Annotated in this window: 18 protein-coding genes; 13 read left to right on the forward strand and 5 right to left on the reverse strand. The window is 66.7% G+C overall.

The window, feature by feature from the left end:
- Positions 1 to 191: 191 nt before the first annotated feature.
- Positions 192 to 1,547 carry a TrkH family potassium uptake protein gene (locus LCM15_RS01980; RefSeq protein WP_224852552.1) on the reverse strand — a complete coding sequence of 452 codons (1,356 nt, stop codon included), beginning with the start codon at positions 1,545 to 1,547 and terminating at the stop codon, positions 192 to 194.
- Between the two features lie 4 nt (positions 1,548 to 1,551).
- Positions 1,552 to 2,214: a potassium channel family protein gene (locus LCM15_RS01985; protein WP_224852553.1), complete on the reverse strand. Its 663-nt coding sequence runs from the start codon at positions 2,212 to 2,214 to the stop codon at positions 1,552 to 1,554.
- A gap of 173 nt (positions 2,215 to 2,387) precedes the next feature.
- Here LCM15_RS01985 and frr point away from each other — a divergent pair, with 173 nt between their 5' ends.
- The 12 genes from frr (at position 2,388) to lpxB (ending at position 13,544) form a co-directional block, all read left to right on the forward strand.
- Positions 2,388 to 2,951, forward strand: a complete 564-nt coding sequence (gene frr / locus LCM15_RS01990; RefSeq protein ID WP_224852554.1) for a ribosome recycling factor — start codon at positions 2,388 to 2,390, stop codon at positions 2,949 to 2,951.
- 40 nt (positions 2,952 to 2,991) lie between these two features.
- Positions 2,992 to 3,717 (forward strand): isoprenyl transferase, encoded by a 726-nt coding sequence (locus LCM15_RS01995; RefSeq protein WP_224852555.1) that lies wholly within the window; start codon positions 2,992 to 2,994, stop codon positions 3,715 to 3,717.
- Entirely contained in the window at positions 3,714 to 4,502 is a 789-nt protein-coding gene (locus LCM15_RS02000; RefSeq protein ID WP_224852556.1) for a phosphatidate cytidylyltransferase, read from the forward strand. Before LCM15_RS01995 ends, LCM15_RS02000 begins: the two co-directional genes overlap by 4 nt.
- Positions 4,499 to 5,671, forward strand: coding sequence for a 1-deoxy-D-xylulose-5-phosphate reductoisomerase (gene dxr / locus LCM15_RS02005; protein ID WP_224852557.1), 1,173 nt, complete (start codon positions 4,499 to 4,501; stop codon positions 5,669 to 5,671). Before LCM15_RS02000 ends, dxr begins: the two co-directional genes overlap by 4 nt.
- A gap of 5 nt (positions 5,672 to 5,676) precedes the next feature.
- Positions 5,677 to 7,020, forward strand: a complete 1,344-nt coding sequence (gene rseP / locus LCM15_RS02010; protein WP_224852558.1) for an RIP metalloprotease RseP — start codon at positions 5,677 to 5,679, stop codon at positions 7,018 to 7,020.
- 119 nt (positions 7,021 to 7,139) lie between these two features.
- The gene (locus LCM15_RS22735; protein ID WP_263619528.1) at positions 7,140 to 7,265 is read left to right on the forward strand and encodes a hypothetical protein; all 126 of its coding nucleotides are present in this window, start codon (positions 7,140 to 7,142) and stop codon (positions 7,263 to 7,265) included.
- 80 nt (positions 7,266 to 7,345) lie between these two features.
- Entirely contained in the window at positions 7,346 to 9,709 is a 2,364-nt protein-coding gene (gene bamA / locus LCM15_RS02015) for an outer membrane protein assembly factor BamA (protein WP_224852559.1), read from the forward strand.
- Position 9,710: 1 nt separating this feature from the next.
- Positions 9,711 to 10,283: an OmpH family outer membrane protein gene (locus LCM15_RS02020; RefSeq protein ID WP_224852560.1), complete on the forward strand. Its 573-nt coding sequence runs from the start codon at positions 9,711 to 9,713 to the stop codon at positions 10,281 to 10,283.
- Positions 10,284 to 10,353: 70 nt separating this feature from the next.
- Positions 10,354 to 10,815, forward strand: coding sequence for a 3-hydroxyacyl-ACP dehydratase FabZ (gene fabZ, locus LCM15_RS02025; protein ID WP_224852561.1), 462 nt, complete (start codon positions 10,354 to 10,356; stop codon positions 10,813 to 10,815).
- A complete protein-coding gene (gene lpxA / locus LCM15_RS02030) occupies positions 10,812 to 11,600 on the forward strand; it encodes an acyl-ACP--UDP-N-acetylglucosamine O-acyltransferase (protein WP_224852562.1) in 789 nt (262 codons plus the stop codon). Before fabZ ends, lpxA begins: the two co-directional genes overlap by 4 nt.
- 4 nt (positions 11,601 to 11,604) lie before the next feature.
- On the forward strand, positions 11,605 to 12,390 hold the full coding sequence (locus LCM15_RS02035) for an LpxI family protein (RefSeq protein ID WP_224852563.1): 786 nt from the start codon (positions 11,605 to 11,607) through the stop codon (positions 12,388 to 12,390).
- Positions 12,387 to 13,544 (forward strand): lipid-A-disaccharide synthase, encoded by a 1,158-nt coding sequence (gene lpxB, locus LCM15_RS02040; RefSeq protein ID WP_224852564.1) that lies wholly within the window; start codon positions 12,387 to 12,389, stop codon positions 13,542 to 13,544. The genes LCM15_RS02035 and lpxB overlap by 4 nt, the downstream gene beginning before the upstream one ends.
- 80 nt (positions 13,545 to 13,624) lie before the next feature.
- On the opposite strand, the gene LCM15_RS02045 is transcribed toward lpxB, so the two are convergent.
- Positions 13,625 to 14,305: an invasion associated locus B family protein gene (locus LCM15_RS02045; RefSeq protein WP_224852565.1), complete on the reverse strand. Its 681-nt coding sequence runs from the start codon at positions 14,303 to 14,305 to the stop codon at positions 13,625 to 13,627.
- A 401-nt stretch (positions 14,306 to 14,706) separates the two neighbouring features.
- Here LCM15_RS02045 and LCM15_RS02050 point away from each other — a divergent pair, with 401 nt between their 5' ends.
- Entirely contained in the window at positions 14,707 to 16,281 is a 1,575-nt protein-coding gene (locus tag LCM15_RS02050; protein ID WP_224852566.1) for a helicase HerA-like domain-containing protein, read from the forward strand.
- Positions 16,282 to 16,558: 277 nt separating this feature from the next.
- Here the strand turns inward: LCM15_RS02050 and LCM15_RS02055 are convergent, their stop codons facing one another.
- Entirely contained in the window at positions 16,559 to 16,675 is a 117-nt protein-coding gene (locus tag LCM15_RS02055; RefSeq protein WP_224852567.1) for an entericidin EcnA/B family protein, read from the reverse strand.
- An 81-nt stretch (positions 16,676 to 16,756) separates the two neighbouring features.
- Positions 16,757 to 18,577 (reverse strand): extracellular solute-binding protein, encoded by a 1,821-nt coding sequence (locus tag LCM15_RS02060; protein ID WP_224852568.1) that lies wholly within the window; start codon positions 18,575 to 18,577, stop codon positions 16,757 to 16,759.
- Between the last annotated feature and the right edge of the window lie 289 nt (positions 18,578 to 18,866).

The following is an 18,866-nucleotide window of genomic DNA, read 5'->3' on the forward strand; positions in this document are numbered from 1 at the left end:
GGCGGGAGTATTTTTGACGAAGAGAAGCCAGGGGCACAGAGCTCCTGGCTTCTTTGGTTTGAAAATACCTCGGGGGTGAATTGGCGCAAAGCGCCAAGAGGGGGCTGAGCCCCCCTCTTCTTTCTGCAAGGCGCAGCTCCCGACCGGCCGAGCAAGCAGGGCCGCGCCTAGCAAGGGCGCAGCCCGGTCCCTCAGCCGAGATGGATGCGGCCCTCGGGGAAGCGCACGCGCGGTACGGAGCGGGTGGCAAGGAAATAGCCCAGCGTCAGCGGGCCCACGCGGCCGAGGAACATGATCGTCATGATCACCACGCGGCCCGGCTCGGTCAGGTCACCGGTAAAGCCGCGCGACAGCCCGACCGTGCCGAAGGCCGAGGCGACCTCGAAGCAGACGTCGAGGAAATGCCCCTCCTGCGTGGCGCTGAGGATGAACACGCCGATGAACACCAGCACCACGCTGATCGCGGTGAGCGCCATGACCTTGAGCACCTCCGTCAGGCTGATCGAGCGTCCGAAGGCGTTGAGCTGGGTGCGGCGCTGGAAGAAGGCCACCGTGGCGAGGCACATGACCACGAAGGTCGTCACCTTGATGCCGCCGGCGGTCGAGGTCGGCCCGCCGCCGATCAGCATCAGCGAGATCACCATGAGCGAGGTGCTGTCATGCATCCCCGCCACGTCGACGGTGTTGAACCCGGCGGTGCGCGGCGTCACGCCCTGAAACCACGCCACCATGATCCGCACCCAGGGGCTGTCGAACTGCGCCAGCGTCGCGGGGTTGTGCCATTCCAGCGCCGCGAAGGCGCCCCAGCCCCAGAGGATGAGCGCAGCACTGCCGGTCAGCATGATCTTCGTGTGCAGCGAAAAGCGCGACCAGCGGCGCAGCCGGGCGACATCGTCGATCACCACGTAGCCGATGCCCCCCACGATGAAGAGCAGGGGGACCACGAGGTTCACCAGCGGGTCGGCGGCGAAGGGCACGAGCCCGGGAGAGAAGGTCGAGAAGCCGGCGTTGTTGAAGGCCGAGACGGAATGGAACAGCGCCACCCAGAGCCCGCGTCCGAGGCCGAGCATCGGCACGAAACTCAGCGCCAGCAGCGCGGCCCCCACAAGCTCGCAGATCAGCACCACCTGGAAGATCCGCTTCACCAGCCGCATCAGCCGGTGCAGCGAGCTCTGGTTCAGCTCTTCGCGCAGGAAGATCTGCCCGGTCAGTCCCACCGGCACCCGCAGCGCCGCGAGCACCAGCACCGCGAAGGTCATCAGTCCCAGCCCGCCAAGCTGGATCAGCACCATCAGCACCGCCTCGCCGAACACGGTATAGGCGCCCACCGGGTCGATCACGGCCAGCCCCGTCACCGTTACCGCGGAGGTGGCGGTGAAGAAGGCCTCGGACCACGTGATCGGGATCAGCGTTGCGCCCGGCAGCTTGAAGCAGACCGCGCCCAGCACGGTGAAGCCGAGATAGAGCGCCGCGAGCGCCAGCGGGGGCGGCACACGCAGCAGCCGGCGCGCGAAGCGTTGCCGCGAGGCAGTGAGGCCGAATGCCATGGGATCAGAGCTCTTCGCCGAAGGCGCGCAGGTCGCCGCGTTTGCCCAGCAGCAGCAGACGGTCGTCCTTCTGCAGGGTCGCGGTGGGGGTGGAGCAGTCGCGGAACTCGGTGCCGCGCATCAGGCCCAGGAGCCGCAGGTCGGGGCGCTCCTTGAGATTGAGGTCCTCGATCGGCGCGCCGTCAAGGCGCTCGGGCAGCAGGATGTTGACGACGCTGTAGCCGTTGCCGAGGCTGACATAGTCCTTCATCGCCGGGTTGTTCAGCATCTGCGCCGTGTGACGGCCCATCTCCTGCTCCGGCAGGATCACCCGGTCGGCGCCGAGTTTCGACAGGATTCGGTGATGCGTGCGGTTGGCCGCCTTGACCCAGATCCGGTCCAGCCCGAGCAGCCGCAGGTTCATCGTGGTCAGGATGCTCGACTGGATGTCGGACCCGATGGCGCAGAGCGCCACGTCGTACTGGTCGATCCCGGCCTCGCGCATGGCAGTCTCGTCGGTGGTGTCGAGGATCGCCGTGGCGTTGAGGGTTTCGGCCATGCGCGCCACGAGCTTCTCGTCGATATCGACGCCCATGACATGGTTTCCGAACCGCGCGAGTTCCTGCGCGACGGTGCTGCCGAACGCGCCGAGACCGATGACGACGAAGGTGGAATGGGGACGCGGCAAGCGGCTCTCCTTCTTGTGGGCGCTGCATTGTTTGCGGGACGCTTTCACCGGGCCGCGGCCAAGTCAAGAGAGGGGGGCCGCGGGCAGGGCCGTGTCCGCAAACCGCTATACATCCCAAGTTTCCTGCCTTAGAAAGCGGTCGGAACGAAAAACACCTGAGCGGGCAGACCAACATGTCAGAAGATTTCGAACTCGATACCGACGATCTGAAGCGCCGCATGGATGGCGCCATGGCGAACCTGCGCACCGAATTCGCCTCGCTTCGTACCGGCCGCGCCTCGGCCTCGATGCTCGAGCCGGTGCAGGTCGAAGCCTATGGCCAGATGACGCCGATCAACCAGGTCGGCACGGTGAACGTGCCAGAGCCGCGCATGGTCACCATCAATGTCTGGGACAAGGGCATGGTGAACAAGGTCGAAAAGGCGATCCGCGAGTCGGGCCTTGGGATCAACCCCCAGATGAACGGCACCATCATCATGCTGCCGATCCCCGAGCTGAACGAAGAGCGCCGCCGCGAGCTGGGCAAGGTCGCCGGCCAATATGCCGAGCACGCCCGCGTCTCGGTGCGCAACGTGCGCCGCGACGGCATGGACCAGATCAAGAAGGCCAAGGCCGACGGCATGTCGGAAGACGACCAGAAGTTCTGGGAGTCCGAGGTGCAAGAGCTGACCGACTCCTATATCAAGAAGGTCGATCAGGCGCTCGAGACCAAGCAGGAAGAGATCATGCAGGTCTGAGCGCGACCGACGGCGCCAGAGGCAAAGGGAGGGGCCGACCATGCCCAAACCGATCCGAGATGGCGCCGGTCCGCGTCATGTGGCGATCATCATGGATGGCAACGGCCGCTGGGCACAGCGCCGGGGCCGTCCGCGGCTGTTCGGCCACCATGCCGGGGCCAAGCGGGTGCGCGAGATCGTCGAGGCCTGCCCGGACCTGGGCGTCGGCTATGTGACGATCTTCGCCTTCTCCACCGAGAACTGGAAGCGCACCCAGACCGAGGTCGCGGGGCTGATGAGCCTGTTCCGGCGCTACATCACCAAGGAAGCGCGCTCGCTTCTCGGCGAGAACGTGCGGGTGCGCTTCATCGGTGACCGGGTTCGGCTCGACAAGAAGCTGGTGACGCTGATGGACGAGCTCGAGCAGCTCACCGCCGGCTGCACCGGGGTGAACCTCACCATCGCGATCAATTACGGCGGCCGCGACGAGGTGGCCCGCGCCACCAAGCGGCTTGCCGAGGACGTGGCGGCGGGGCGGCTCGACCCGGCCAGTGTCGACGAAGAGACGCTGCCGAAATATCTCGACACCTGCGTGCTGCCCGATCCCGACCTGGTGATCCGCACCAGCGGCGAGGCGCGAATCTCGAACTTCCTGCTGTGGCAGTCGGCCTATGCGGAATACGAATTCGTCGACACGCTCTGGCCCGATTTCAGTGCCGAAGAGTTCGGCTCCCTCGTGAGCGCCTACGGCTCGCGTGAACGGCGATACGGAGGAGTGAAGGCATGAACAGCTCACGTTGGACGGACCTCAAGCCCCGGGTGCTCTCGGCGGCGGTGCTCATCGCGCTGGCGATGGCGGCGGTGTGGATCGGCGGGCTCGCGTGGCGGGCCTTTATCTCGCTCGCCTGCGGAATCATGGTGTGGGAGCTTGTGCGCATGGTGGACACCGCGCGCGACAAGTCTGCCAACATCCTCGGCATCGTGGCGGGGCTTTGCGCGCTGGCCACACCCTACCTGCCGCCAGCCTTCGCCCTGCCGCTTCTGCTGCTGCCGTCGATGGCAGGGTTCGGGCGGATGGAGCGCGGCGGGGTGACTTATGCCGTCTTCACCGCGATGATATTGCTCGCCGGTTACGGTTTCATGAAGCTGCGTGCCGATTTCGGCCTCGTGTGGTTGCTCTGGCTGGTCTGCGTGGTGGTCATCACCGATGTCGGCGGGTACTTCGCCGGACGCCTGATCGGCGGTCCGAAGCTCTGGCCGCGCGTAAGCCCGAAAAAGACATGGTCTGGCGCGGTGGCGGGCTGGGTCGGTTCGGCGGTGGTCGGGCTGGTCTTTGCCGGTACCGCCCATGCAGGGCTTGGCCTCATGGGGATCTCGATCGCGATCTCGATGGCGAGCCAGATCGGCGACATGGCCGAAAGCACGATCAAGCGCCGGGCCGGGGTCAAGGACAGCTCGACCCTTCTGCCGGGCCATGGCGGCTTGCTCGACCGCTTCGACGGAATGCTCGGCGCGGCGCTGTTCCTGCTGATCGCGGGGCAGATCGTGGACTTCCCGCCGGGGCTTGAATGAGACGGATCTCGATTTTCGGGGCCACCGGCTCCATCGGGCAGAACACCATCGACCTGATCAAGCGCGACCCCGAGGCCTACCACGTGGTGGCGCTGACGGGCGGGCGAAACGTGGCGCAACTGGCCGAGGATGCCATCGCGCTGCGGGCAGAGATCGCCGTCACCGCCGACGAGGCGCTGCTGCCGGAACTGCGGGAGCGGCTGTCGGGCAGCGGTGTCGAGGCGGCGGCGGGCGAGACCGCGCTGGTCGAGGCGGCGCACCGCCCCGCGGACTGGGTGATGTCCGCCATCGTCGGCGCGGCCGGGCTGCCGCCGGGGCTGGCGGCGCTCGAGCAGGGCGCGACGCTGGCGCTCGCCAACAAGGAAAGCATGGTCTGCGCCGGCCCGCTGGTGATGCAGACAGCGCGCGCCCATGGCGGCGCGGTGCTGCCGGTCGACAGCGAGCATTCGGCGGTCTTTCAGGCCCTGATCGGCGAGGATCTGAGCGCGGTCGAGCGGGTCATCATCACCGCCAGCGGCGGCGCCTTCCGCGACTGGCCGCTCGAGAAGCTGGCGACGGCAACGCCAGAGCAGGCCGCAACCCATCCCAACTGGGACATGGGCCAGCGCATCACTATCGACAGTGCCTCGATGTTCAACAAGGCGCTCGAGCTGATCGAGACCAAGGAATTCTTCGACATCGACCCGGGGCTCATCGAGGTGCTGGTGCATCCTGAATCGATGATCCACGCCCTGGTGGGCTTCAACGACGGCGCGCTGATGGCGCATGTGGGCCCGCCCGACATGCGCCACGCCATCGGCTTTGCGCTGCACCACCCGCGCCGTTGCGCGCTCCCCGTGGAGCGGCTCGACCTCGTGAAGATGGGGCAGTTCACCTTCCGCGCGGCCTGCGAGACGCGCTGGCCGGCGCTGCGGCTGGCGCGCGAGGTGATGCAGGCGGGCGGGCTGTCGGGCGCGGTGTTCAACGCCGCCAAGGAGCGCGCCCTCGACGCCTTCATCGCAAAGCGCATCGGCTTTCAGCAGATGGCCGAGGTGGTCGAGGAAACACTTCAGCGTGTGTCGGCCCGTTCCAGCCTGCTCGCGGTCGGGATCAGTCTTGATAACGTGCGCGCGGCTGACCATCTCGCCCGGAGGACCGCGGACGAGATCATGAAAATAAACGAGAGGTAGAGCTTTTGGACCTAGCGCAGCTGATGCCGCAATTCGGAGGCGTGATCTATACGCTCATCGCCTTCGTGGTGGCGCTTTCGGTGATCGTGGCCATCCATGAATACGGCCACTACATCGTCGGGCGCTGGTCAGGGATCGACGCGGATGTGTTCTCGCTCGGCTTCGGGCCGGTGATCTATTCGCGCTATGACAAGCGCGGCACCAAGTGGCAGATCGCGGCGCTGCCGTTCGGCGGCTACGTCAAGTTCAAGGGCGACGCCAATGCCAGCGGCGGCGCCGATCCCGACAGCCTCGCGCAGATGTCAGAGGCCGAGCGCCGGCGCACGATGAACGGCGCGCCGCTCTGGGCGCGCGCCGCAACCGTGGCCGCCGGTCCGGTGTTCAACTTCGCGCTGACGATCCTGATCTTCACCGGGCTTTTCATGGTGCAGGGCAGGGTGACCGAGCCCTTCACCGTGGGCGACCTGCGGGCGCTTCCGGTGGCGCAGGAGCTGCGCGAAGGCGACGAGATCCTTGCCATCAACGGCGCGCCGATGCCGTCCTTCGACGACCCCGAGGGGTTCGAGAACTTCATGCAGTCCCTGCCGCACGAACCGGTGCTGCCTTACACCGTTTCGCGCGACGGCGCGCAGATCGAGGTCGACGGGCCGTATGTCTATCCGCCGCTGGCCACCCAGATCGTGCCGCGCTCGGCCGCCTACGAGGCCGGGCTCGAGCCGGGGGACATCATCCTCGAGATTGACGGCGAGCCGGCCTTCGCCTTCGAGCAGCTCAAGGAAAAGGTCGAGGGTTCCGAGGGCGCACCGCTGGCGCTCACGGTCTGGCGCGAGGGCGAGACGCTCGAGCTCGAGATGCCCCCCAAGCGCACCGATGAGCCGCTGCCCGAGGGCGGCTATCACACCGTCTACCGCATCGGCATCGTCGGCGGGATGGCCTTCGAGCCTGCGACCAGCATGATCGGCCCGATCGATGCGGTCTGGGGCGGCGTGCAGCGCACCGGCGACATCATCTCGGGCTCGCTCTCGGGGCTGTGGAACATGGTGGTCGGCAACATCTCGTCGTGCAACCTGTCGGGCCCGATCGGGATCGCCCAGACCAGCGGCGCGATGGCGAGCCAGGGCGGGCAGAGCTTCATCACCTTCATCGCGGTGCTGTCCACCGCGGTGGGCCTTCTGAACCTGTTCCCGGTGCCGGTGCTCGACGGCGGCCATCTGGTGTTTCACGCCTGGGAGGCGGTGACCGGCAAGCCGCCCTCGGACAAGGCGCTGAACGTGCTGATGTCCATCGGCCTCGTGCTGATCCTGTCGCTGATGACCTTTGCGCTGACCAACGACCTGTTCTGCCCCTGAGGGCGGCCTTCCGCACGAACCGCGACGCCGCGGTTTCGTGCGGGCCTTGCCCCAAATCAGCCGCAATGCGTGACTAGAAGCGGTCCGGAAACCAACGTCTGGACACCGGCTCGACCACCATGCACACGCTTCACACCGGATATCGCAGCCTCGGGCTGCTCGTCATGATCAACCTGGACCGGCTTCTCAGCGTCCTCGCGATTGCGGGCGCGCTGTATCTCGGCGCCTTTCTGGGATCACTCTGAAAACAGCCCGTTTCGGCTTTTGACAAGGTCCTTCAATCCCGATACTCACGTTGAAAAATAAAGGCGGAGTGGATTGAAGGATGACCCAAGGGCTTACAGGGGCCAGCCTCCTGCGTGGCGCGCGCAACCTTAAGTTTGGCAGCTCGCTAGCGGCGCTTTCTGTCGCGATATCAGTGGCTTTCACGGCGCTTCCGGTGCCGGCCCAAGCCCAGACGTTTTCGTTCAGCAATGTTTCGATCGAGGGCAACCAACGGATCGAGGCGGGCACCATCCTCAGCTATGCCGGCATCGAGCGCGGCGCGCCGGTTTCTGGCGGTGAGCTGAACGCGGCGTATCAGCGCATCGTGGAATCGGGCCTGTTCGAAACCGTCGAGATCGTGCCGCAGGGCAACACGCTGGTGATCCGCGTCACCGAGTATCCGACGATCAACCGCATTGCCTTTGAGGGCAACCGCCGGATCAAGGACGAAGATCTCGCCGCCATCGTCAGCGCGCAGCCGCGTCGGGTCTACAGCCCGAGTGCGGCAGAGCAGGACGCCAACGCCATCGCCGAGGCCTACACCCAGCAGGGCCGCATCTCGGCGCGGGTGACGCCCAAGCTGATCCGGCGCTCCGACAACCGCGTCGATCTGGTCTACGAGGTCTTCGAGGGCGGCGTGACCGAGATCGAGCGCATCGCCTTCGTCGGCAACACCGAGTTCAGCGACCGCCGTCTGCGCGGCGTGCTTCAGACCAAGCAGGCCGGCCTTCTACGCGCGATCATCACCGCCGATACCTTCATCGCCGACCGGATCGAGTTCGACCGTCAGCTGCTGCAGGATTTCTACGCCTCGCGCGGCTATGTCGACTTCCGCATCACCGGCGTCAATGCCGAGCTGGCCTCTGAGCGCGACGCGTATTTCGTGACCTTCAACGTCGAGGAAGGCCAGCAGTTCGACATCGGTCGCATCAGCGTGCAATCCGATCTGCCCGAGGTCGATACCGCCTTGTTCCGCGACGCCATCAAGATGAAGTCGGGCCAGACGTACTCGCCCTCCACGGTCGAGAACGAGATTGCGCGGCTCGAGCGGCTCGGCGTGCAGGAAGGCCTGACCTTCGTGCAGGTCAATCCGCGCGTCACGCGGAACGACCGCACCCAGACCCTCGACGTGACCTTCGAGCTGACCCGCGGCGAGCGCATCTTCGTCGAGCGCATCGACATCGAGGGCAACACCACCACGCTGGACCGCGTGGTCCGGCGGCAATTCGACACGGTCGAGGGCGATCCGTTCAATCCGCGCGCCATCCGGCAATCCGCCGAGCGCATCCGCGCGCTGGGATACTTCGCCGACGCCGAAGTGAACGCCCGCGAAGGCAGCACGCCGCAGCAGGTGATCATCGACGTGAACGTCGAGGAGCAACCGACCGGCTCGATCGGCTTTGGCGGCTCCTACTCGACCTCGAACGGCCTTGGCGTGTCGCTGTCGTTCAGCGAGCGCAACTTCCTTGGCCGCGGGCAGCGTCTGTCCGCCAGCATCGGCACCGCGTCGACGAACAACAACTACTCGTTCAACTTCGTCGAGCCGCGCTTCCTTGGTCGTGACCTGACCTTCGGCCTTGGCGCCAGCTACCGGGCGACGGAACAGGAATACTCCGAGTTCGACACCGAACGCGGCTTCCTGCGCCCGAGCATCGGCTTCCCGATCTCGGAATTTGGTCGTCTCAGCCTGAACTACACGCTGGAATACAGCGACATTCTCAACAGCGACGATAACGATGCCGGCCAGATCATCCGCGCCGAGGAAGAGCTCGGCGCGCGCTGGGACAGCAGCCTTGGCTACACTCTGAGCTGGGACACCCGGCGCGACGGCCTCGATCCCAACGCGGGCGTGCTGCTCGAGTTCGGTCAGGACTTCGGCGGTCTTGGCGGCGACACCAGCTTCATCGAGACCAACCTTCGCGCCGTGGCCCAGCAACGGGTCTGGAACGAGGACGTCACGCTGCGGGCCTCGTTCGAGGCCGGTGCGCTGAACTACACCAGCGGTCGCAGCCGCGTCACCGACCGTTTCCGTCTGAGCGACTCCACGCTGCGTGGCTTCGAGTACGGCGGCATCGGCCCGCGGGAATACAACGACGCCGCGGACGTGAACGACTCTCTCGGCGGTAACTACTTCGCCGTGATGCGGCTCGAAGCGGAATTCCCGATTGGTCTGCCGGACGAGTACGGCATCAGCGGCGGCCTGTTCTACGACATGGGCTCGGTCTGGGGGCTCGATAGTGCGACCACCTCCACGACGTCGAACGACATCCTCTACGAGGATTTCAGCCTGCGTCACGTGATCGGCTTCTCGGTGTTCTGGGACTCGGCGCTCGGCCCGCTCCGGCTGAACTTCTCGCGCCCCCTCGTCAAGGAAGACGAGGACCGCGAACAGAACTTCAGCCTGACCGTCTCGACCGAGTTCTGAGATGGTCCGGGCTCTGAGGTCTCTTGCCCTCGCGCTCGGCCTAGCACTGGCCGCCGGGTCCGCGTCCGCTCAGGGCGCGGATCCCGGCATCGTCGAAAGCGACTTTCTAACCGTGGAGTTCGACCGGCTGTTCGCCGAGAGCGCCTATGGCAAGCGGGCGGCGGAGCTGCTCGAAGAGGAAGGCGCCGAGATCGCCGCCGAGAACCGCCGCATCGAAGCCGAGTTGACCGAGGAGGAGCGCGACCTCACCGAGAAGCGTGGCAAGATCGACCCGATGGAGTTCCGGGCGCTTGCGGATGCGTTCGACCAGAAGGTGCAGGGCCTGCGGCGCGAACAGGACGCGAAGGCCCGCACCGTCGCAGAGCTGTCCGAAAAGTACCGCCGCGACTTCATCGCCGCCGCCGAGCCGGTGATCGAGCAGATCATGCGCGAGGCCGGGGCGGTGGTGATCCTCGAGAAACGCTCGCTGTTTCTCGCCGCCGACGTCATCGACATCACCGACGTGGCCATTGCGCGGATCGACGCCGAGATCGGCGACGGCTCCGAGGCGCCCGAGGGCCCCGAGCAGCCCTGATCCGGCCCCGGGCTTGCCCCCTTACGCGGCTGTTGCTAGTCACGGGGCAACAGATCGACAGGAAAACACAATGACCGACACGTTGCTCACCGCGGATATCCAGCTGATCCAGCGCATTCTTCCGCACCGGTACCCGTTCCTTCTGGTGGACCGGGTGATCGAGATCGACGGCTACAAATCGGCGGTTGGCATCAAGAACGTCACCATGAACGAGCCGCATTTCCAGGGCCACTTTCCGGGTCAGCCGATCATGCCGGGCGTCACCATCGCCGAGGCCATGGCGCAGACCGCCGCCGTGATGGTGGGCACCGCGCTCGATCTCGCCGACAAGGACCTGAAGGTCTATTTCATGGCCATCGACAAGTGCAAGTTCCGCCGCATGGTGGTGCCCGGCGATCAGCTCCGGATGAACCTCACCACGTTGCGCGGCAAGCCCGGCGGCAAGGTCTGGAAGTTCGGTGGCGTGGCCGAGGTCGAGGGCGAGATGGCCTGCGAGGTCGAGTTCACCGCGATTATGGACCTGCCGACGTGACCGGGACGCAGATCCATCCCGGCGCCATCGTCGAGGACGGGGCGCAGATCGGCGAGGGCTGCATCATCGGCCCGTTCTGCCATGTCGGCCCCGAGGTGGTGCTCGGCCCGCGCGTCGAGCTGAAATCCCACGTCGTCGTCACCGGCAAGACCGAGATCGGCGAGGACACCGTGGTGTTCCCATTCGCGGTCATCGGCGAGATCCCGCAGGACCTCAAGTTCCGCGGCGAGAGCACCCGCCTCGTGATTGGCAAGCGCAACCGCATCCGCGAGCATGTCACGATGAATTCCGGCACCGAGGGCGGTGGCGGGGTGACCCGCGTCGGCGATGACGGCCTGTTCATGGCCGGCTGCCACGTGGCGCATGACGTGCAGCTTGGCGACCGGGTGATCCTCGTCAACAACTCCGCCGTCGCGGGGCATTGCGTGATCTCCGACGACGTCATCGTCGGCGGTCTGTCCGGCGTGCACCAGTGGGTGCGGATCGGGCAGGGCGCGATCATCGGCGCGGTGACCATGGTCACCAACGACGTGATCCCCTACGGCCTCGTGCAGGCCCCGCGCGGCAAGCTCGACGGGTTGAACCTCGTTGGCCTCAAGCGCCGCGGCGTCAGCCGGGCCGACATCACCGCGCTGCGTGCTGCGTTCCAGATGCTGTCGCAGGGTGAGGGGGCGTTTGCCGACCGCGCCAAGCGGCTCGGGGACGAGACCCAGAGCGAGCAGGTGCGCGAGATCGTCGACTTCATCCTCGGCGACAGCGATCGTCATTTCCTGACCCCGGGCTGAGCGCATGTTGGCGCTGATCGCAGGGCAGGGCGCCTTGCCCCGCGCGGTGGCCGACGCCTGCCCGGAGCGCCCTCTGATCTGCGCGCTCGAGCCGCACATGCCCAAGGGGCTTGCGGTGGATCGCAGCTTCCGGATCGAGACGCTGGGCAGCTTCCTGCACTGGCTCCGGCAGCGTGGCGTCACGCGGATCTGCATGGTGGGCCGTGTCGCCCGCCCCGAGATCCGGCTGGCCCGACTCGACTGGCGCACCGTGCTGATGCTGCCGGCCTTCCGCCGCGCGCTGAAGCGCGGCGACGACGGCGCTCTGCGCATCGTCATCGGTCTGCTCGAGGGCGCGGGCTTCGAGGTGGTGGGTGCCCACGAGGCCGCCCCCGATCTTCTGCCGCCCTCCGGCGTTCTGACGCAGGTGCAGCCCGGCGCCGCCGACATCGCCGCGGCACGGCTGGGCGATCAGGTCAGTCGCGAGCAGGGCGCATGCGATTTCGGACAGGCCTGCGTGATCCGCGACGGCGCGGTGCTGGCGCGCGAGGACGACGCCGGCACCGATGCGATGATCGGCGCGCTTGGGGAGGCAGCGGGCGGCGTTCTCTACAAGGCCGAGAAGCCGGGGCAGGATCATCGCGCCGATCTGCCTGTGGTCGGGCCCCGCACCGCCGAAGGGGCGATCCGCGCGGGGCTCTCGGGCATCGTGCTCTCGGCGGGGGGCGTGATGATGCTCGACCGGGCCGCGATGGTCGCGGCGCTCGACGCTGCCGGGCTGTTTCTCTGGGTGCGGGAGCGCGAGGCATGAAGGTCTATATCACCGCAGGCGAGCCGTCGGGCGACAAGCTTGGCGCGGCTCTGATGGAGGGCCTCAGGGCGCGGGTGCCCGAGGTCCAGTTCACCGGCATCGGCGGCGAGCGGATGATCGGGCAGGGGCTCGAGAGCCTGTTTCCCATGGACGAGATCTCGGTCATGGGGATCACCGAGATCCTGCGCCAGTACGGCAAGCTCAAGGCCCGCATCCGCGAGACCGCCGAGGCGATCATCGCCGCGCGGCCGGATGTGCTGATCACCGTCGACCTGCCGGAGTTCTCGCTGCGCGTGGCCGAGCTGGTCAAGGCGCGTTCCGACATTCGCGTGGTGCATTACGTGGCGCCCACGGTCTGGGCGTGGCGCCCGAAGCGCGCCATTAAGATGGCGCGCCATGTCGATCAGGTGCTGGCCCTGCTGCCCTTCGAGCCGCCCTACATGGAAGCCGCCGGGATGCGCTGCGATTTCGTCGGCCACCCGGTGGTGACCGAACCGCAGGCCGGTGCGGACGATGTCGCGGCCTTCCGCCATCGCCATAGCCTGGGCGAGGCGCCCGTGGCGCTGATGCTGCCCGGCTCGCGCCGCTCCGAGGTCTCGCGGCTGGCGCCGGTTTTCGGCGAGGTGGTCGCGCGGCTCAAGCAGCAGCGTCCGGACATCCGTATCGTCCTGCCCGCCGCCGCGCCGGTGGCGCCGATGGTCGAGGAACTCTGCGCAGGCTGGGCGGAGCCGCCGCTGGTGCTCGATCCGCGCGAGCTGGGCGCGGAGATGGCCGCCGAGAAGCGCGCTGCCTTCGCCGCCGCCGACGTGGCGCTCGCCGCCTCCGGCACCGTCTCGCTCGAGCTGGCCGCCGCGGGCACGCCGATGGTGGTGGCCTACGATATGGGCTGGCTCTCGCGCGAGATCATCGGGCGGATGCTTCTGGTCGACACCGTGACGCTGGTGAATCTCGTCTCCGAGACCCGCGCCGTGCCCGAGTTCATCGGCAAGGCCTGCCGCCCGGCACCCATCGCCGAGGCGCTGCTGTCGGTTCTGGCGGCGCCACAGGCGCAGGTCGAGGCGATGGCGCTGACCATGGAGCGGCTGGGCCGCGGTGGCCCGCATCCGGGCGACCGCGCCGCGCAGGCGGTGCTCGAGGGGCTGGGGCGGGCCTGAGCCACCCAGCGATGCCTGACGCAAAAAGGGCCGCGGGATGTCCCGCGGCCCTTTCGTATCCGGTGTACGATTTAAAGCGGTTACTGGCGCAGCTTCGAGGTCTCGTCGAAGCCCGCGGTGAAGCCCGAAAGCGACATGTCGAGCTCGACCCGCTGGTCCGGGGCCAGAGCGGGCACGATGGCGACCGTTGCGGCGCTGCCGGCCTTGAATCGGGCCACGTCGTCGGCGGTGAAGCCCACACGCGCATAGCAGCCGACCTGCGTGCAGAACGAGAAGTCGTAGCGCTTTGCCTGACCGCCATCGACGGTGATCGACAGCTTCTGGGTCAGCAGGGTCTCGAGCGGCACGACAAAGGTGCCACCGGCGACGACCTGGCCGCCATTCTGCAGACGGAACACGCTGACCTCGGCCACGTCACCACCGTTCTCATCCTTGAGAAGCTGGTACATCTGGCACGGGTCCTCGGCGTTGGTGCCCTCGGGCACGCGCAGGCACTGCACCTCCCAGTCGCCGTGGGTCGACTTGGTGTAGGTCTCGGGCTGCTTGCTGCCGGGCGTGTCGGTTTCGCCGGTGCTCAGCGGACCGCCGATGGAGGTCTGCGGCTGTGCGTCGGACTGGTCTGCGGGCTGCTCGGCAGGCTGCTCAGCCGGCTGTTCTGCCGGCGTCTCGGAGGACTGCGCGTTGTCCTGCGCGAAGGCCGGGGCGGCAGACAGGCCAACCACGAGCGGCAGGGCCCACAGGGCGGAATGCAGTCTTGTCATGGAAACTCCCTCGGAATGGTCATGCGTCCTCGTCCGAGTATCACGGCGCCGACGCAGTGTCAGGCCGGAATTGCCGCGCCCCGGACACAATGGCGGGAAGCCGCAAGTTGGTGCAACAAAAGAGAAAAGGGACCAGATGGTCCCTTCCCCCTTGCTCCCTGCCGGACCGGCCGGCTTTGTCATTGGCCGAACGCTACGAAACTCTTGTGAAACGGTCAACAGGCTTTCTCACGCCAGCGCGATCACAATTGCATAAAAAGGCCGCGCCCGAGGGCGCGGCCAGTCTGACAGGGAGGAAGTCCGCCCGAGGCAGGAGAGGACATGATGCCCCGGGCAAAAAAGATACTGGCGTCAAAAGGTTAAGATTGTATGCTCGGACCGCACGCGCGTGGAGGTCCGGCATGGAAAGTGGCGTTTTTTTAGGCGGTGGCGGGGAGGGCTACGGCGAGAAACAGTATCTGGCGCTGAAATACGCAAATCGCCACGGGCTGATCGCGGGCGCCACCGGCACCGGCAAGACGGTGACGCTGCAGATCCTCGCCGAAGGCTTCTCGGCGGCGGGCGTGCCGGTCTTCCTGGCCGATGTGAAGGGCGACCTCTCGGGTCTCGCCAAGGCCGGCCACGCCGAGGGCAAGCTGCATGACGCCTTCGCTACGCGCAACGCCACCATCGGGTTCGACGATTTCGCTTACGAGGCCTTCCCTACGGTGTTCTGGGACCTGTTCGGCGCGCAGGGCCATCCCGTGCGCACGACCGTGGCCGAGATGGGGCCGCTGCTGCTGGCGCGGCTGCTCGAGTTGACCGACGCGCAGGAGGGGGTGCTCAACATCGCCTTCCGCCTGTCGGACGAACAGGGCCTGCCGCTGCTCGATCTCAAGGATCTTCAGGCGCTGCTGGTCTGGGTCGGTGAGAACGCGAAGGAGCTTTCGCTGCGCTACGGCAACGTCTCCACCGCCTCGATCGGTGCGATCCAGCGCCGGCTTCTGGTGCTCGAGAACGAAGGCGGTGACAGGCTCTTCGGCGAGCCGGCGCTGGCTCTGGCGGACCTGATGCAGCAGGCCCCGGACGGGCGTGGGCACGTCAACATCCTCGCCGCCGACGCGCTGATGGGCGCGCCCCGGCTTTATGCCACGTTCCTGCTCTGGCTGCTGTCGGAGCTGTTCGAGGAGTTGCCGGAGGTCGGCAATCCCGACAAGCCGAAACTGGTGTTCTTTTTCGACGAGGCGCATCTGCTGTTCGACGACGCGCCGAAAGCGCTGGTGGACAAGGTCGAGCAGGTGGCTCGGCTGATCCGCTCCAAGGGCGTAGGGGTGTATTTCATCACCCAGAACCCGGACGACATCCCCGAGGACGTGCTCGGCCAGCTCGGCAACCGGGTGCAGCACGCGCTGCGTGCCTTCACCGCGCGGGACAAGAAGGCGCTGCGGCAGGCCGCAGAGACCTACCGCCCGAACCCCGCCTTCGACACCGAGGTGGCGATCCGCGAGGTCGGCACCGGGGAGGCGGTGACCTCGATGCTGCAGGAGAAGGGCGTGCCGGGCATCGTGCAGCGGACGCTGATCCGCCCGCCGGCGTCACAGCTTGGCCCGATCACGCCCGAGGAGCGGGCAGAGGTGCTGACTGGGTCGAGGTTCGCGAAGACATACGACACGCCGCTCGACCGGCGGTCGGCGTACGAGATGCTCAGGGACCGGGCCGCGCAGGCAGCCGGAGAGGCCGAGCGCACCGAAGACGAGGCCTCGGAGGCCGACGACGCCGAAGAGGAGGGGCGCGAGTACAACCGCGCCCGGCGCTACGATCCGACGCCGCGCACCAAGCCGGCACGCAAGACGACCGGCAAACCGCGCCCCAGCAGATACAGCGCGCCGAACTCCATCGGCGAGGCGCTGGGGCAGGCGGTGCTCAAGGAGCTGTCGGGCACCACCGGAAAGCGCCTCGTGCGCGGCATCCTCGGGGGGCTGTTCAGGGCACGCTAGTCGTGGAGACTGGGCGCCTCTCCGTGCCAGAGAGCCGGTCCCGTCATTGACGGGGCACCGGTAGCCGGGAGGCCCGCAATGCCGCGCAGGCCGCGTTCAGCGGCTATGGCGGAGGATGAGACGACGGCACAGGTTACGCGCCCGACCACGAAGCTCGGGTGAGGGCGCTTTGGGCGCAAACCGAACGCGGTCGCGCGTCATTCTGGCGACGCGCCCTTGCTTTCAGACAAACCGAAAGCAGGCGCGGCGCGGGTGGCGAAAGGTTCGGATCGGCCGATTAGAACCAGCTTTCGACAGTGCGTGCGCCGTTGGAGATGTCCTGTCCGACGCCGTCGATGGTGGCGCAGCCGCCGAGGGTGGCCGTCAGCGCGGCGATGAGAAGTGCCTGTTTCATGGGTCTGCTCGTCGTTTGTTCTTGTTGGTCTTGCTTGTCGTTTGATCCGGTCGCCCGGTCGGGCGCAACCCTACACCGATTTCACTGATCCTGCCACCACCACGCGTTCGGCATCCACTCGGTCCAGTCGCCATAGACGGGGATGTGGTCGGAATAGGTCAGCTCCTTGGCATGGGCGATGCGTGAGACGTTCCACTGGTAGATCGGGATCACGTAGCGCCCGGTGGTCAGGACCCGGTCGAGCGCGCGTGACGCGGCGACGAAATCCTCGCGGCTGGTGGCGTTGAGCAGCGTGTCGATCATTGCGTCCGCCGCCGGAGACTGCATCCCCATCAGGTTGCGCGAGCCGTCCTGCATCGCCGCCTCCGAGCCCCAGTAGAGGCGCTGCTCGTTGCCGGGGCTGAGCGAAATGCCGCGGCGGAAGAAGGTCATGTCGAAATCGAAGCGGCTCAGACGCTCGTTGTACTGCGCGGCGTCGATCACGGTGACGCGAGGCGCGATGCCCATGCGCCGCAGCGCCTGCACGTAGATGTCGATGATCGATTGCTCTTCGCCGGCGCCCTGGTCGAGCACAATCTCGAACCGGAAGGGCTGCCCGTTGGCGTTCTTCATCACGCCGTCCTGGATGGTCCAGCCGGCCTCTTCCATCATCCCCATCGCGGCGCCGATGTTGCGGCGGTTGCGGGCGCTGCCGTCGCCCTCGGGCAGGGCGTAGCCCTCGAGCGCACCGGGCAGCAGCGTGTCGGCGAAGGGCTCGAGCAGCTCGCGCACGCGGCCCTCGGCGGGGCCTTCGCTCATGGCGAGGTCGGAGTTGGAGAAATACGAAGTGATGCGCGGCTGGCGCGAGCCGGTCATGGTCTCGTTGATGTACTCGAAGTTGAAGGCATGGATCATCGCCGCGCGCACCCGCCAGTCGGCAAAGACACCGCGGCGGGTGTTCATCACGAAGCCCGTCATGCCGGTCGGGCGGCCATGCGGGATTTCGGATTTCACTACGTCGCCGCGTTGCACCGCCGGGAAATCGTACTGCGTCTCCCATTTCTCGGCGTTGTTCTCGCGCAGGGCGTTGAGGGCGCCGGCCTTGAAGGCCTCGAATTGCACGGTGCCGTCGCCGAAGAACTCCATTCGGATCTCGTCGAGATTGGCCTGACCGGTCATGAAGGGCAGGTCCTTGCCCCAATAATCGGGATTGCGCCTGAGCGTGACGTAGCGCCCGGCCTCGAAATCGTCGATGACGTAGGGCGCGGTGGTAATCGGCACCACGTCGAGCCCGCTCGAGCCGAAATCGCGGCCCTCCCATTGCGCCTTCTTCAGGATCGGGCGCAGCCCGATGATCAGCGCCAGTTCGCGATCGTCGCTCGTGAAGGTGAAGCGGATCTTGTTGGGGCCGGTCTGCTCCATGCTCTCGACCTGCGACCATGCCCCGCGATAGCGCGGATGACCCTCGGTCGCGACGGTCTCGTAGCTCCACATCACGTCCTCGACGGTGACGGGGCTGCCATCCGAGAAGCGGGCCTCGTCGCGCAGGGTGAATTCGACCCATTCACGATTCGGCCCCGTCTCGATGGTTTCTGCGAGCAGGCCATAGAGCGAGAACGGCTCGTCCCAGCTGCGGCCCATCAGGCTCTCATAGGCCAGCGAGCGGAGTTGCCAGGGCACCGAGCCCTTGAGGATGAGCGGATTGAGGCTGTCGAAACTGCCGGTCTCGCCGGTGACCAGCCGACCGCCCTTGGGCGCGTCGGGGTTCACATAGGGCAGGTGATCAAAATCTGGGGGCAGGGCAGGCTCGCCATACATAGCTATGCCATGCGCAGGCTCGGCGGAGGCGATTCCACCGCAGGCCAGAATCGCTCCGAGCGCCAGTGCGCCGACCGTGCGGCGCGCGAAATAATCCGCCATCATTGCTGAAACACTCCCTCACTGCCCTTGTTTTCTTGGCCCCGGACGGTACCGGGGCTTTCACGTCTTTTCAAACTTTTAGCTTGGACTCCAGCGGTAAAGCGCGTATAAAGAGGGCACTGCTCGATAGGTTTCTTGCCTGTATGAAACCTGCCTCAATGACTGAACGCCGGCCTTGTGCCGGCGTTTTTTTTGGTTTCGAGCTCGACTGGTGCGGCGCTTTTGCGGCCTGTTCGCGTCGAGCGCAAGGCGGTTTTGCTCGCGAAAGCGTGAACCCCCGCTTGCGGACCGG

It is taken from the genome of Salipiger bermudensis (genome assembly GCF_020171625.1).
GTDB lineage: Bacteria > Pseudomonadota > Alphaproteobacteria > Rhodobacterales > Rhodobacteraceae > Salipiger > Salipiger bermudensis_B.